A 13,192-nucleotide genomic window follows, 5' to 3' on the forward strand; every position below is an offset into this window, starting at 1 on the left:
CAGATGTCACCGAAGAGGTGGAATCTGGCAAGGCTAATTAGCCGCCGCGCACGTTTGCGCGTAATTTCTTAAGAAAAATGCAATCCAAAGCAAGCGTCAGCCTGCTTTAGATTGCTCGTTGAAGCGGGCCATTTCTATCTGGGCGGGCACAGACGAGGGCAGGTGACGCTCCGGCACATCGGCCAGCGATTCCAGGTGTTCGGGGCTTTCGGCGTCGATCAGGATGCACGACATGCTTGGCTGCGACAGGGCATAGCCCAGACAAAGCTGCTCAGGGCTCCAATCGGGCGTCAGGTGCAGGAAGGCGTGCGTGCCAGCGCCGGCCAGCGGATTTTTCGCCTTGCCGCCAAAGAAACCGCGGCGCGCCGCCTTGGGCACAACGTCCGATTCCTTGCGATACATCTCAGGGAAGAAGTCGGCGGCGATAACAGCCATATTGCGCGTCATGGCATCGTCGATGCGCCGGCGCTTGTCCCAGCTTGAATCGATATCGAAGCTTGTCATGATGACGTTGAACTCACCCGACTCGATCAGATCGGCGATGTCGTCGGTTTCGCCGATACCGCCGAGGTAGCGCAGCATCTTTGATTTTTGCAGGCTAAGCAGGAAGTTGAGGCAGTCATCGGACAGACTGGTCGCGCCCGGCTGAGCGAAGTTGAGCAAATCGATCCACATTAGCCCGCTGTCCTTGACGACGCCGCGCAGGCGTTCTTTCAGCGGCGGCAGGGCATAGGTGTTGCGATCGGGCACTTGATGGGAGTTGTGGGCATTCACCGACACAAACAGTAGTTTGCGGTCGACCACCGAAAAGGCATCGGCGGCGCTTTGCAGGAAGGCCGTATCGGTGCTGTCGAAATGGTAGGTGTTAATGCCGTTTTCGAGGCCGGAGATGATCAACTTGTGCAGCAGGGCCGGATTGCCGCCGAGCTTATCGAAGCTTAGACGCAGGCCGATCGTCGAGAGCGCCAGACCTGAACGGCCGAAGGGGCGATAGCGCATGGTTAGCGCTCCCCGTCGGCATAATCGCAGGCCGGCATCACGATGATCATGTCAAAACGGTCCCACGGTTGAAGTTGCGGGCTTTGAGCACAGCGGAATCAGATTCGCACTACGGTTAACCCCAAGGCCAGCATAGGCCGCAAACCGGTTAAGAGAGATTTAAGGTTCTTTCACCGTGGGCCAATTTGCGCAATTTGTTAAGCGCCCGCGCCTGCGCTATGGTGTGGCGATAACAGGAGATAAAGATGCTCTGGAAACACATTTGCGCACCCGCAGCCCTATGGGCCCTGACCGCCCTGTCGCTGCCGGCCTGCGCTCAGCCCGCGGCCTGCGCGCGCGATATGGCCTCATCGCTTGATGGCACTGTCAGGGACACGCTGAAGGCGGTCAGCGGCAATGATCCGGAAGGCTTGCTCAAACTGGTCAGTGACGAGGGGGTGAGCTTTGGCAGCGACGGCGCGCATGTGGCCTACCGCACGCTGCAAAACGACTTCGCTGACAAGACCGGCCGCTACTGCGATCTCTTCGCCTGCAACGGCGTGGAGGGCGACCTGCATCACCTGTTCCGGGAGGGCTTAAGCGACGCCTCGCTCGATAAGGCGCACGGCCTAGCCACCATCTACATCAACGCCAACAGCAATGATGAACTGGCGCTGACGTTTCGGTGGACGGATTGCCGCTGGGAACTGACCGGAATAGCCGGAACCTAGGCCTTGCCAGCCATGTAGTTCGGCAGCCAGTGCTCATGGGCTTCGCGCAGTTGCGTGAGGCTGAGCGACAGGCCGGCATAGGTCAGGTCGGTGCCGCTGGCGACGCCGATCACTGCGGCAGGCACATCGGCTTCCGCCGCCTGAGCGACGACCAGATGCGCGGAGGCTTCATCGACCGCGATCAGGTAACGCGCCTGATCCTCACCGAAAGCGAAGACGTGGTCGGCCAGATCGGTCGGGTTTTTCAGGGACAGGCCAACCTTCGACGACAGCACGACATCGACCGCCGCTGACAGCAGGCCGCCATCGGAAAGGTCATGGACGCCCTTGGCAACGCCGGTCTTGATCAGGCGGCGCACCAGGGTGCCGTTGTTCTTTTCGCAGGCCAGATCGACCCTGGGCGGGGCGCCGGCTTCGATGCCACAGACTTCGCGCAGGTAAAGGGTCGAGCCCATTTCGCCGATGGTTTCACCGATCAGGATGATCACCTGACCCGGCTGCACCTTGTTGAAACCGACGCGCTGATCGTAATCCTTCAGCAGGCCGACGGCGCCGACGGTCGGTGTGGGCGGGATCGAGATGCCGTTGGTCTCATTGTAGAGCGACACATTGCCGGACACGACCGGGAAATCGAGTTCGCGGCAGGCCTCGGCCATGCCGTCGATGGCGCGCACGATCTGGCCCATGGTCTCGGGCTTTTCCGGGCTGCCGAAATTCAGGTTATCGGTGATGGCGATCGGTTCGGCGCCGACGGCGGTCAGGTTGCGCCAGGCTTCGGCCACGGCCTGCTTGCCGCCTTCATAGGGGTTGGCCTGAACATAGCGCGGGGTACAGTCGGAGGTGACGGCGAGCGCCTTCTTGGTGCCGTGGACGCGGACCATGCCGGCGTCGTGGCCGGTGGAGCTGTCGGAGAGCGTGTCGGCCATGACGTGACGGTCGTATTGCTCCCACAGCCAGCGTTTCGAGGCTTCGTCGGGGCAGGAGATGACCTTGAGCAGTGCGGCGTTCAGATCGTGCGCCGGCACGTCTGCGTGGCTGATCGGGGCTTCGCCGTGCGGCTCGACCCACGGGCGGTCATAGAGCGGCGCATCGTCGGAGAGCGGGGCCAGCGGCAGGTCGCAGACGACCTCACCCTTGTGCAGCAGCACGATATTGCCAGAGGTGTTGGTTTCGCCGATGACGGCGGCATCTAGCCCCCACTTCTTGAAGATGCGGTAGCCGTCTTCCTCGCGGCCGGGCTTTAGGATCGCCAGCATGCGCTCCTGCGACTCCGAGAGCATCATCTCATAGGCTGTCATATTGGTTTCGCGCTGCGGCACCTTGTCGAGGTCAAGCGTGATGCCGAGGCCGCCCTTGCCGGCCATTTCGACCGACGACGAGGTGAGGCCGGCGGCGCCCATGTCCTGAATGGCAGCGACCGCGCCCGACGCCATCAGTTCCAGAGTGGCTTCGATCAGCAGCTTTTCGGCGAAGGGATCGCCAACCTGAACGGTCGGGCGCTTTTCTTCGGAATCTTCCGAGAATTCGACCGAGGCCATGGTGGCGCCGTGGATGCCGTCGCGGCCGGTTTTCGAGCCAAAATAAACGACCGGAAGACCGGGTTCAGGCGCGGCGGAATAGAAGATTTTGTCGGCATCGGCCAGGCCCACGCACATGGCGTTGACGAGGATGTTGCCGTTATAGCCGGCGTGGAAATTGGTTTCGCCGGCCACGGTCGGTACGCCGACGCAGTTGCCATAGCCGCCGATGCCCGACACGACGCCTTCGACGAGGCGGCGGGTCTTGGGGTGATCAGGCTCACCGAAACGCAGGGCGTTCAGCAGGGCAATGGGGCGCGCCCCCATGGTGAAGACGTCGCGCATGATGCCGCCAACGCCGGTCGCCGCACCCTGATAGGGCTCGATGAAGGACGGGTGGTTGTGCGATTCCATCTTGAAGATACAGGCCTGACCGTCATCGATATCGATGACGCCGGCGTTTTCACCGGGGCCGCAGATGACGCGCGGGCCGGTGACCGGGAACTTGCGCAGATGGAGACGCGAGGATTTGTACGAGCAGTGCTCCGACCACATGACCGAATAGACGCCCAGTTCGACGTCGTTCGGTTCGCGGCCAAGACGGTTCAGGATGACCTGATATTCGTCAGCCTTGAGGCCATATTCGAGGGCCTTTTGGGCCATGGATTTAGCGGGTGCGGGGGATGTTGTGCTCATACGCGCGCATATAGGGGATTCAAAGCCCGATGTCAGCCAAAAATGCAGATATCGATGTCTTTACGGGTGTATGTGCTGAATAGATTGAAAACGTTTCGCTTCGGGGCCAATATGAAAGGGCTTAGAACCATCATCAAGGGCGGGGCAGATGGCAGGAAAAGCATACGGGCGAACCTTTTTTTGGCTTGTTTTCTTCCTCGCAATTCTCATGGTTGGGCCAACTGCGTATTTTGCTTTCAAAGAACGTGTTGATTTCGCTGGCTGGCTTGAGGTCGGTAAATGTGCCCTTGGGGCGATAGTCATCGGCGCATTATCAGCCTTGTTACTAACGCGCGGTCATCCCAAACTTATGTATTTGGGAACGTTTTTCGCCATCGGTTTTTATGGCGGATACCTTGATAATGCTCATGTTTCTTTATCCGCAGTACCGATGGCGCTCATTGTTGCCTCTATCGCTCACAGGTACATGGCCAAACATCCAATACCTTCGATGAAGAAGGTACTATGATTTGCCCAGATTGAACATGAACTTCGGCTGGTCCGTCTTGATGCACGAGGCATCAACGTTCGGATCGGCGGTTTCCAGGAACTGCCGGATCATCGCCTTGGCGCAATCGCTGCCCACAATGGTGTGGGTGCGGTTGGGGAAGAAGTAAGTCTTGCCGCGGCTCAGGCGCTTGACCACTTCGTCCGACAACTCTGCCGGACAGCCGGCATCGATATCGGCCGATAGCATCAGGGTGGGGATATCGCTGGTCAGGGGCAGGTTCTCGACAGGATCAGGCTTGCCGGCATTGAAGGCCTGACAGACAGCGAAGAAGCGCCTGGTGTCGCGCGCCGTGGCCACCTGAATCGGATCGTTGTGATCGATCTTGTCGAGATCGGCGGGATTTTCAAACGAGAACTCTTCGTTGCACAAGGTGGTGAAGAACTGGCCCTCGGTATAGCCGGCCTGGGTTTTCTCGAATTTATCCAGCGCCTTGTAGTCGCCTTTCATGATCGTATCGAGCGTCATCGGCAGGCTTTGCGCACCCTCACGCGAATAGATTTCATCGAGCAGGAAGGCCGCCAGCAGGTCGGCGGTATAGGTCTTGCCCTCCACCACGGCGGGCGTGCTCAGCCAGGTCGTCAGCAGCCCATCGAGGCGCTTTTCCATGCCGGGGAACTTCGCCTTGCACGCCGCGTCGGCCTCGCAATAGCCGAGCACCTGACGGGTTTCGCGCGAGACCAGCGCCGGCAGAGGGGCGGTGGCATTGCCTTCCGGTGGCCAGGTCGAGGACAGGACGGCAGCGCGCAAACCTTCCGGATCGTGCTGCATCACCGCCATGGCGACGCGGGTGCCGTAGGAACCGCCGTAGAGATTGTAGCTCTTGATGCCGAGGGCCGTGCGCAGGTCGCGGATATCCCTGGCGATCGTGGCGCTGTTGTATTGCGTCAGGTCATAACCGGCGGCCTGATATTTCGCCATGCAGTCTGACAGCACCTTCACGCCGGCGTCGCTGGTGATGCCGGCGTCCGACAGGGGCGCGTCCCCGCAATCAAACGACGGATTGGACTTGCCGGTGCCGCGCTGATCGAAGAAGATCCAGTCGCGATCGGGAGTGACGCGGTTCTTCTGGCGCAGGCTAAAGGCCAGGTTCTCGACCATGCCGCCACCGGGGCCGCCATGCAGCATGATGACCGGATCGGGCTTTTTGGCCTCGGTGGCGCGGGCGATGACGACGGGCAGGGCAACGGTGCGCCCGTTCTTGGCTCCGCGCGTTTCCTCGACCACCATCGTGCCGCACTCGACATTTTTCAGGCCGGCATAAAGAGCAGAGCAGGTCGCCTTGTGATAACCCAGGCTAGTGTCAGGCTTTTTCGGCGTGCAGCCCAAAAGCGCCATGCCCGCCACCACAACCACCGCAAACCTACGCCACATTATACTAACCTCTGTTACTCTTGAAACCAGTTTTTACAGGTCGTGACAGATTTGTAAAGGCCAGACGGGCCGAGGTTAGGCAGGCGCCGAATGAGGCGCAAGCAAAAAAGCCCGCGCCTGTGTGTCAGGTAGCGGGCTTTTTCGTAAACAGCAGAAGGCAGGGATCAGGCGCTTTGCAGCGCGCCGACCAGACTGCGGAAAAGCGGGGCACCATCGGCCGAGCCGAGCGCGTCTTCGAAGGCGCGGTCGGGGTGGGGCATCATGCCGAGCACATTGCCCTTTTTGTTGATGAGGCCAGCGATGTCGTTCATCGAACCGTTGGGGTTTTCGGCGTAGCGGAAGACGACCTGGTGATTGTCCTCGATGTCCTTCAGAGTTGCTTCGTCAGCGAAGAAGTTGCCGTCGCCATTGCCCTGGGTCATCCAGGCGCTTTGGGCATTGCCATAGGCGTTGGTGAAGCGGGTCTTGCGGTTCTCGATCTTCAGCTCGATCGGCTTGCAGACATATTTCAAGGCCGAATTGCGCAGCAGGGCGCCCGGCAGCATGCCGGCTTCGCACAGGATCTGGAAGCCGTTGCAGATTCCCAGCACCGACACGCCGCGCTCGGCTTCGGCCTTGACCGCCTGCATGATCGGCGACAGCGAGGCCATGGCCCCGCAGCGCAGGTAATCGCCGTAGGAGAAGCCGCCAGGAATGACGATCAGGTCGAGACCGGAGGGCAGGGTGGTGTCCTCGTGCCAGACCATATCAACCTTGCCGTTGACGGTGGTTTCCACGGCGGTCTTGCAATCACGATCGCAGTTGGAACCGGGGAAGACGAGAACGGCTGCCTTGAACGTCATGTTACGCGACCTCAACCTTGTAGGATTCGATGACCGTATTGGCCAGGAGCTTTTCGCACATGGCCTTCAGTTCGCCCTTGGCGGCTTCCTGATCGGCGCCGTCGAGATCGAATTCCAGCAGCTTGCCAACGCGGACATTGGAAACGCCGCCCCAGCCCAGATCGTGCAGGGCGCCTTCGACGGCCTTTCCCTGAACATCAAGAACGCCGGGTTTCAGATAAACGTGGACCTTGGCTTTCATAATTCTTACTGCGCTCCGCCTTCAATAACACACTTTACGATTTGTCTTATTTCAGTCGTCACTGCGCGCCGCCTTCAATAACACGGGGCATGTCGCCCATGATGCCGAGACGCTTGGCGACCTCGGTGTAGGATTCGATCACATTGCCCATATCGCGGCGGAAACGGTCCTTGTCGAGCTTCTCACCGCTAGTGGAATCCCACAGGCGGCACGAGTCGGGGCTGATTTCGTCGGCCAGAATAACGCGGGCAAAATCGCCTTCGAACAAGCGGCCATACTCGATCTTGAAGTCGACGAGGGTGATGCCGACCGCGGCGAACATGCCCGACAGGAAGTCGTTGACGCGCAGGGTGGTGGCGAGGATATCGTCGATTTCCTGGGTGTTGGCCCAGTTGAACGCCGTGATGTGCTCCTCGGTGACCAGCGGATCATTGAGGGCGTCGTTCTTGTAGTAGAATTCGATGATCGAACGCGGCAGGGCCTGGCCTTCGGGCAGACCGAAGCGCTTGGCCATCGAGCCGGCCACCACGTTGCGGCAGACGACTTCGAGCGGGATGATCTCGACTTCGCGGATCAGTTGCTCGCGCAGGTTCAGGCGCTTGATGAAGTGGTTCTGCACGCCAATCTGGTTCAGCTTGGTCATCACGAATTCGCTGATGCGGTTGTTGATGACGCCCTTGCCTTCGAGCTGCGCCTTCTTCTCGCCGTTGAAGGCGGTGGCGTCGTCCTTGAAGTACTGGACCAGCGTGCCGGGCTCGGGGCCTTCATAAAAATCTTGGCCTTGCCTTCGTAGATTTTCTTGCGGGTCTTGGTGGTCATATGCGTGTCCAGTGTTGGAAAATATCCCGGATAGCGGATTGTCCGGAACAAGGGCGGGGCCCTATGAGCGGCGCCAGGCCGTCAGGCTCACAGGCGGGGATTTCAGGGGGCATGGTCATCAGCATCATAGAGAATGCCAGTTGCGCCCGCAAATAAACAAAAACGCAGCGGATGTACAGGGCACGCACGGGGCATTTCGTCGCTTTTTTAACGTGGAGCGCCGGGAAAATGCGCCTTAAGCACGCGTCGCGTAAGAAAACGGTCGATAAAGTGTCGGTTGTGGTTGCACCGGGACGTAAGGGGAACTAAAACCGGATTACCCTGAAAGGTTCCGCCACCCATGCCTTCGACCGACAAAAATTCTTCTGAAGCCAGCCCTAAGGCCATTGATGTCCCGTTTCAGGGCAGCGATGCCTTTGAATTCCAGGCTGCTGCCAGCCGCAATCGCATGATGGCGATGTGGGGGGCTGAGAAAATGGGGCTGTCGGGCAAGTCGGCGGAAAGCTACGCCCGGGCGGTTGTCCGCGCCGACAGTGATCAGCCTTCGGAAGAAGACGTGATTCGCAAGATCCTCGGTGATCTGACGGCTTCCAATATCGCCGTGCGCGAATCCGAAGTCCGCACCAAGGCGGCGGAATTCCTGGCCCAGGCCAGAGAAGCCCTTAAAAGCTAATCGCTCATTTACGGAGATGATGATGAAGTCGGTTGTTACAGCGTTCATGATCATCGGGTTTGCCACGGCCATGGCCGGTTGCGCCACCATGCCCAGACATTCCGATCTCGATACCCAGCCGATCGGCGCACCACCGCCACCGCCGCCTCTGGATACGCAGCCGGTCGATGCACCGCCGCCGCCGCCGCCGACGGGGCATTAGACGTTCAGAATCCGTGACCAGGGGGAGGTAAGGTATGGAGCGTTATCGAGTTGCAGTTGTTATATGTCTGCTAGGCTTACTGGCCAGGCCAGCCTTGGCTGATGTCAGTGGCAAGGCTACGGACTGGCCCGAAGGAAGCGCCATGTCTGTCGGTATCCATTTCGAGGAAACGAAAGACTATTTCCTGAAATTGCTGATCCAAAAGCAAGCGATACTGGTCGATATGGTCGGCAGCAAAGCTTATAAATTTGATCACAGCCGTCTGGCGAAAGCCGTCAGTCAGCAACACGAGGCCTATATCAGCTATGTTCGCCAGGAGTGCGAATTGATTGGATCTCTATCGGAAGCCGGTGGTTACTGGCCCACCACCTATGCGGTGAAATGCGAAGCGACCATGATCGAGCGACGCTACAAGCGCGTATCGTCTGCGATCAAATGCATAGAAAGGCTGCCCGCCGAAGAACGCGAACGCTATCAGGGCCAATGCCTTTATCAAATCGCTCAATTGAATATGGGCGAATGGAAAAAATAGTCAGCCAAAACGGCCTGTAATCGAGAAGCGAGGGCCGCCGGCATAGGGCGCGACCGAGGCGATGGAGCGCGGCTGGTCGCCGGCGAACAGCGACAGATCGTTCAGACGCGGCATGATGCCGCCTTCGATATCGCCCGAGGGCGAATGGAACAGCATCTGGCCGCCCCAGTCCGAACGCCAGGTCTGCGTGAAGTTCCACTCAAAGCTCAGGCGCGCCGACTGGTCGGTGTGCTGGGTGAAGAAATCGCCATTGCGATAACAGACGGCGCTCAAGCTCATCAGTTCCAGGCCGCTGAGGCCCGTAAGCTGGCCGCAGAAGGCCGCGAAGGCTTCGGACTTGATCAGATTGGCCAGCGGTGCCAGCGCGATGGTGTCGGCCTCCATCAGATCGAGACCGAGGCGCAGGTAGGAGAGGCCCGATTGAGCGCGTTCGGCGGCGTCCTGAAGCTTGGTCTGGATGATGTCGGGCGACAGGGTGTTCAGTTCGGCGCTGGAGAGGATTTCCGGCTTGCCGGTCTTGCTGACCAGTTGCAGTTCCCACGGTGTCTGCTGTTCGAGCGCATGGTGGACGCGCAGGGCGTCCTCAGCGGCCAGCGCGCCTTCGAGACGGATGCGCCCCTTGCCGGTAAAGCGGCTTTCATAGCCGGCAAAGTCGAACTGATCGGTGAGCAGGGTGGGCATGGGCGGCCTTGAAAGTAAGATACCCCACCACCGCGCCACAGGTGAGGCGTGGTGGTGGGGTATCTTGTGTGACTTAAGCGCCAAACACGCGGGCGAAGATCGTATCAACGTGCTTGGTGTGATAATCGAGATTGAAGAACGGCTCCAGTTGTTCACGCGTGAAGAACTTCGACACATCTTCATCCGCCGCCAGGAAGTCGAGGAAGTTACCCTCGCCGCGCCACACCTTCATGGCGTTGCGCTGGACGGCCGAATACGAATCCTCGCGCGACATGCCCTTCTGCGTCATGGCCAGCATGACGCGCTGGCTGTGCACCAGACCGCCGAGACGGTCGATGTTCTTCTGCATGTTGTCGGGATAGATCAGCAGGTTATCGACCACGCCGGCCAGGCGACGCAGGGCGAAATCGAGGTGGATTGTGGCGTCGGGTGCAATGCCGCGCTCGACCGAGGAGTGCGAGATATCGCGCTCGTGCCACAGGGCGACGTTTTCCATGGCGGGCACGACGGCCGAACGGACGAGACGGGCGAGGCCGGTCAGGTTTTCGGTCAGGACCGGGTTGCGCTTGTGCGGCATGGCCGACGAGCCCTTCTGGCCGGGCGAGAAGAATTCCTCGACTTCCAGAACCTCGGTGCGTTGCAGGTGACGGATTTCGGTGGCCAGGCGCTCGATCGACGAGGCGACCACGCCAAGCGCGGCGAAATAGGCGGCGTGACGGTCGCGCGGGATGACCTGGGTCGAGACCGGCTCGACCTCAAGGCCCATCTTTTCGGCAACATAGGCCTCAACCTCGGGCGAAACGTTGGCGAAGGTGCCGACGGCGCCGGAGATGGCGCAGGTCGAGATTTCCTCGCGGGCCACCACCAGACGCTTACGGGCGCGGGTGAACTCGGCGTAATAGCCGGCCAGCTTTAGGCCGAAGGTCACCGGCTCGGCGTGGATGCCATGCGAGCGGCCAACGGTCGGGGTAAGTTTATGCTCCAACGCACGCTTCTTGAGGGCGGCCAGCACCAGATCGACGTCCTCGATCAGAAGATCGGCCGACTTTTGCAGTTGCACGGCGAAGCAGGTGTCGAGCACGTCCGACGAGGTCATGCCCTGGTGCAGGAAGCGCGCTTCGGGGCCGACGATTTCCGAGACGTGGGTCAGGAAGGCAATGACGTCGTGCTTGACGGTGCGCTCGATCTCGTCAATGCGGTCGGCGTCAAAGGCGGCGTCCTTGCCCTTTTCCCACAGGATTTCAGCGGCTTCTGTCGGGATCACGCCCAGTTCGGCCATCTTGGTGGCGGCGTGGGCTTCGATCTCGAACCAGATCTTGTATTTCATCGCCGAATCCCAGATGGCGGCGGCTTCCTTGCGGGCATAACGGTGGATCATGGGGGGATACCTGTATCGCTTAAAACAATGGTCGCGGTGGCAATGGGAAGATGGGGGCGCAATGTCAAGCCTAAAAGAGGCTGCGGCTTGTTTAGCCATGCCGCGAACGGGCAGAAAAATGGGGTTAATTTACGCTTTGCAGGTGAGAAGGGTTGGTGCAAAGGTTTATAAAAGGTTAATTTGAAATCTTCGGCAGCCTCAGCGTGAGTCACGCAAGGTCCAGGGCTGCAACAGGTATTTGACGCGAATCTTGAGGGTGCTGTGGTGCATAAGCTTTTCCTGAAATCCGGTGTGGCCTTTATAGCCCTGGCCGGCCTTAGCCTTTCAGTGCCGGCTGTAGCGGATAGCCTGGACAGGCCGGTCGTGCGTCCGGTCTCGAAAACCTTCGACGAACAGTCACGTCAGACCGCCGCGCGTACCGTGGGTGTGGTCCAGACCGGCACGACGGATGCGCAGTACAGCTCGCAAGGCCATGATGTCGATCAGGTCGTGGCCCAGACCGCCGCGCTCTCCGGTGAGCCGGTTATCGCCTGTCCGAAAGGCCCGGTGGGATCGCCGGACTGGCAGCAACTGCCGGAAGAGCTGCGCCGCAATGCCATTCCCGGCCAGTGTTTCTCGCGCCTGCTGACCTCGCCCAAGGTGGAAACCTACCGTGAGAGCGTGGTGGTCAAGCCGGAGCGCACCGAGACCCGCACCGTGCCGGAAGTGGTGGAGATGGTCGAAGAGAACGTGCTGGTGGCGCCTGAACGCATCGAGCGCCGCGTTGTGCCGGCCGTCGTCCGTAAGGAAATTGTCACCGAAGTCGTGCGCCCCGCCGGCTTCCGCGAAGAACGTATTCCGCCCCGCTACGAAACCCGCGTCGAGCACGTCATGGTCAGGGACGCCCGCCGCGAATGGGTGCGCCGCGAGGGCATCCCCACCGAAGCGCCGCTAGTGACGCCGGTCGAGCACGCGCCGGTGCGCTATCGCGCCGATGGCACCCTGCAATGGCCGGGCAAGAGCCAGCCCATGCCGGTGTCGCGCGAAACCGCTGACTATGTCGAGCATAACGATGGCCAGGACGTGTGGTGCCTCAAAATGGTGCCGGGCGTCTATGAAGACCGTCAATCGCGCGTCGAGGTCGAGCCTGAGCGCGTCCGTCGCGTCGAGGTGCCCGCCGAGACCCGCCGCGTCCGCCGCGAGGTGGTCGATGTGCCGGAAAGCGTCGAAGAGGTGGTCATCCCCGCCGTATATGAAAAGCGCAAGGTGCGCCGCGTTGTCCAGCCGGCACGCACCGAAGCCTATGTTGTTCCCGCCGTCTATGACGAGGTGACGCAGCAGCGTGTGACCGGACAACCGGAACCGGTGTGGCGTGAAGTCATTTGCGGCAAGAACACCTCCACCGCCAAGATCATGGAAGTGCAGCGCGCTCTGGCGGCCCGTGGCTATCAGCCGGGGCCGATCGATGGTCAGCTTGGCAAGCAGACCGTGTCGGCTATGCAGAAATTCCAGGCCGACAACGGCTTGCCTCAGGGCCAGCCGTCGGTCGAGGCCGTGAAATTGCTTGGCGTGCCATTGGTTCCCCTGACGAAATAAAATACTATAAATCAATGGCTGCGGCGCGTTTTGGGGTTCAAAACGCGCCGTTTCCATGTCTATGCTCCGGCAAAATCATAAGATCGGTCTCTAGTTGCGCTCCCTGTCAACGTTAAATAAGTGCCTGATTTGTCGTATTTTCTGTGATTGACATTGAAGGCTTCGGACACAGTTTTGCATTTGCCGGTTGTCCCGTCATCGATAGTTTCCATTTTTTTTGCCTTGCAAGCGAGATCATTAGTCTCTCCGTAGTCACGTCGTCCTATGGGCTGGCGACGGCTACATTATGATGTTCAATCAAGGAACAAACAGGCGGGACCAATAGGAGCCGCGGCCTCTATGCGGAACACGAATGCGCCGCCGACCACCCGACCAAACGTCACTCACCCATCTGCCGTCTTGCTGC

General features: G+C 60.0%; 13 protein-coding genes and 1 pseudogene. 6 read left to right on the forward strand and 8 right to left on the reverse strand.

Translation table 11 applies throughout. From position 1 onward, the window contains the following. Positions 1-96 precede the first annotated feature (96 nt). Entirely contained in the window at positions 97-999 is a 903-nt protein-coding gene (locus tag ABQ278_RS06995; protein ID WP_349321836.1) for an aldo/keto reductase, read from the reverse strand. A gap of 245 nt (positions 1,000-1,244) precedes the next feature. Here ABQ278_RS06995 and ABQ278_RS07000 point away from each other — a divergent pair, with 245 nt between their 5' ends. Next, a complete protein-coding gene (locus ABQ278_RS07000) occupies positions 1,245-1,709 on the forward strand; it encodes a hypothetical protein (RefSeq protein WP_349321837.1) in 465 nt (154 codons plus the stop codon). Here ABQ278_RS07000 and purL read toward each other — a convergent pair. Then, entirely contained in the window at positions 1,706-3,922 is a 2,217-nt protein-coding gene (gene purL, locus ABQ278_RS07005; protein WP_349321838.1) for a phosphoribosylformylglycinamidine synthase subunit PurL, read from the reverse strand. The two genes, ABQ278_RS07000 and purL, sit on opposite strands and share 4 nt — an antisense overlap. A 148-nt stretch (positions 3,923-4,070) precedes the next feature. On the opposite strand from purL, the gene ABQ278_RS07010 reads away from it, so the two are divergent. Then, complete coding sequence (locus ABQ278_RS07010; RefSeq protein WP_349321839.1) at positions 4,071-4,430, forward strand: hypothetical protein; 360 nt, start codon at positions 4,071-4,073, stop codon at positions 4,428-4,430. On the opposite strand, the gene ABQ278_RS07015 is transcribed toward ABQ278_RS07010, so the two are convergent. The 4 genes and pseudogenes from ABQ278_RS07015 to purC all read right to left on the reverse strand — a co-directional run bounded on the left by ABQ278_RS07015 (position 4,425) and on the right by purC (position 7,745). Then, a complete protein-coding gene (locus tag ABQ278_RS07015) occupies positions 4,425-5,843 on the reverse strand; it encodes an alpha/beta fold hydrolase (RefSeq protein WP_349321840.1) in 1,419 nt (472 codons plus the stop codon). The two genes, ABQ278_RS07010 and ABQ278_RS07015, sit on opposite strands and share 6 nt — an antisense overlap. Positions 5,844-6,007: 164 nt before the next feature. Further along, positions 6,008-6,685, reverse strand: a complete 678-nt coding sequence (gene purQ / locus ABQ278_RS07020) for a phosphoribosylformylglycinamidine synthase subunit PurQ (RefSeq protein WP_349321841.1) — start codon at positions 6,683-6,685, stop codon at positions 6,008-6,010. A gap of 1 nt (position 6,686) precedes the next feature. After that, positions 6,687-6,926: a phosphoribosylformylglycinamidine synthase subunit PurS gene (gene purS, locus ABQ278_RS07025; protein ID WP_349321842.1), complete on the reverse strand. Its 240-nt coding sequence runs from the start codon at positions 6,924-6,926 to the stop codon at positions 6,687-6,689. A gap of 58 nt (positions 6,927-6,984) precedes the next feature. Continuing rightward, positions 6,985-7,745: pseudogene (gene purC, locus ABQ278_RS07030) on the reverse strand (phosphoribosylaminoimidazolesuccinocarboxamide synthase). A gap of 340 nt (positions 7,746-8,085) precedes the next feature. Between purC and ABQ278_RS07035 the strand changes: the two are divergent. The 3 genes from ABQ278_RS07035 to ABQ278_RS07045 are packed head-to-tail and all read left to right on the forward strand — an operon-like array spanning position 8,086 to position 9,152. Further along, positions 8,086-8,418 carry a DUF1476 domain-containing protein gene (locus tag ABQ278_RS07035; RefSeq protein WP_349321843.1) on the forward strand — a complete coding sequence of 111 codons (333 nt, stop codon included), beginning with the start codon at positions 8,086-8,088 and terminating at the stop codon, positions 8,416-8,418. Between the two features lie 46 nt (positions 8,419-8,464). Beyond that, complete coding sequence (locus ABQ278_RS07040; RefSeq protein WP_349321844.1) at positions 8,465-8,620, forward strand: hypothetical protein; 156 nt, start codon at positions 8,465-8,467, stop codon at positions 8,618-8,620. Positions 8,621-8,654: 34 nt separating this feature from the next. After that, the gene (locus ABQ278_RS07045) at positions 8,655-9,152 is read left to right on the forward strand and encodes a hypothetical protein (protein ID WP_349321845.1); all 498 of its coding nucleotides are present in this window, start codon (positions 8,655-8,657) and stop codon (positions 9,150-9,152) included. Here the strand turns inward: ABQ278_RS07045 and ABQ278_RS07050 are convergent, their stop codons facing one another. After that, complete coding sequence (locus ABQ278_RS07050) at positions 9,153-9,833, reverse strand: 2OG-Fe(II) oxygenase family protein (RefSeq protein WP_349321846.1); 681 nt, start codon at positions 9,831-9,833, stop codon at positions 9,153-9,155. It abuts the gene before it with no gap. A gap of 73 nt (positions 9,834-9,906) precedes the next feature. Then, a complete protein-coding gene (gene purB / locus ABQ278_RS07055; RefSeq protein WP_349321847.1) occupies positions 9,907-11,211 on the reverse strand; it encodes an adenylosuccinate lyase in 1,305 nt (434 codons plus the stop codon). A gap of 264 nt (positions 11,212-11,475) precedes the next feature. On the opposite strand from purB, the gene ABQ278_RS07060 reads away from it, so the two are divergent. Continuing rightward, positions 11,476-12,786, forward strand: coding sequence for a peptidoglycan-binding domain-containing protein (locus tag ABQ278_RS07060; RefSeq protein WP_349321848.1), 1,311 nt, complete (start codon positions 11,476-11,478; stop codon positions 12,784-12,786). The last annotated feature ends 406 nt before the right edge of the window (positions 12,787-13,192 follow it).

The organism is Asticcacaulis sp. MM231 (genome assembly GCF_964186625.1).
Lineage (GTDB): Bacteria > Pseudomonadota > Alphaproteobacteria > Caulobacterales > Caulobacteraceae > Asticcacaulis.

What these genes read in the sequence shown, in the direction of transcription:
- ABQ278_RS06995 (WP_349321836.1), bottom strand. Translation starts at nt 999, where the DNA reads ATGCGCTATCGCCCCTTCGGCCGTTCAGGTCTGGCGCTCTCGACGATC.
- ABQ278_RS07000 (WP_349321837.1), top strand. Translation starts at nt 1,245, where the DNA reads ATGCTCTGGAAACACATTTGCGCACCCGCAGCCCTATGGGCCCTGACC.
- purL (WP_349321838.1), bottom strand. Translation starts at nt 3,922, where the DNA reads ATGAGCACAACATCCCCCGCACCCGCTAAATCCATGGCCCAAAAGGCC.
- ABQ278_RS07010 (WP_349321839.1), top strand. Translation starts at nt 4,071, where the DNA reads ATGGCAGGAAAAGCATACGGGCGAACCTTTTTTTGGCTTGTTTTCTTC.
- ABQ278_RS07015 (WP_349321840.1), bottom strand. Translation starts at nt 5,843, where the DNA reads ATGTGGCGTAGGTTTGCGGTGGTTGTGGTGGCGGGCATGGCGCTTTTG.
- purQ (WP_349321841.1), bottom strand. Translation starts at nt 6,685, where the DNA reads ATGACGTTCAAGGCAGCCGTTCTCGTCTTCCCCGGTTCCAACTGCGAT.
- purS (WP_349321842.1), bottom strand. Translation starts at nt 6,926, where the DNA reads ATGAAAGCCAAGGTCCACGTTTATCTGAAACCCGGCGTTCTTGATGTT.
- ABQ278_RS07035 (WP_349321843.1), top strand. Translation starts at nt 8,086, where the DNA reads ATGCCTTCGACCGACAAAAATTCTTCTGAAGCCAGCCCTAAGGCCATT.
- ABQ278_RS07040 (WP_349321844.1), top strand. Translation starts at nt 8,465, where the DNA reads ATGATCATCGGGTTTGCCACGGCCATGGCCGGTTGCGCCACCATGCCC.
- ABQ278_RS07045 (WP_349321845.1), top strand. Translation starts at nt 8,655, where the DNA reads ATGGAGCGTTATCGAGTTGCAGTTGTTATATGTCTGCTAGGCTTACTG.
- ABQ278_RS07050 (WP_349321846.1), bottom strand. Translation starts at nt 9,833, where the DNA reads ATGCCCACCCTGCTCACCGATCAGTTCGACTTTGCCGGCTATGAAAGC.
- purB (WP_349321847.1), bottom strand. Translation starts at nt 11,211, where the DNA reads ATGATCCACCGTTATGCCCGCAAGGAAGCCGCCGCCATCTGGGATTCG.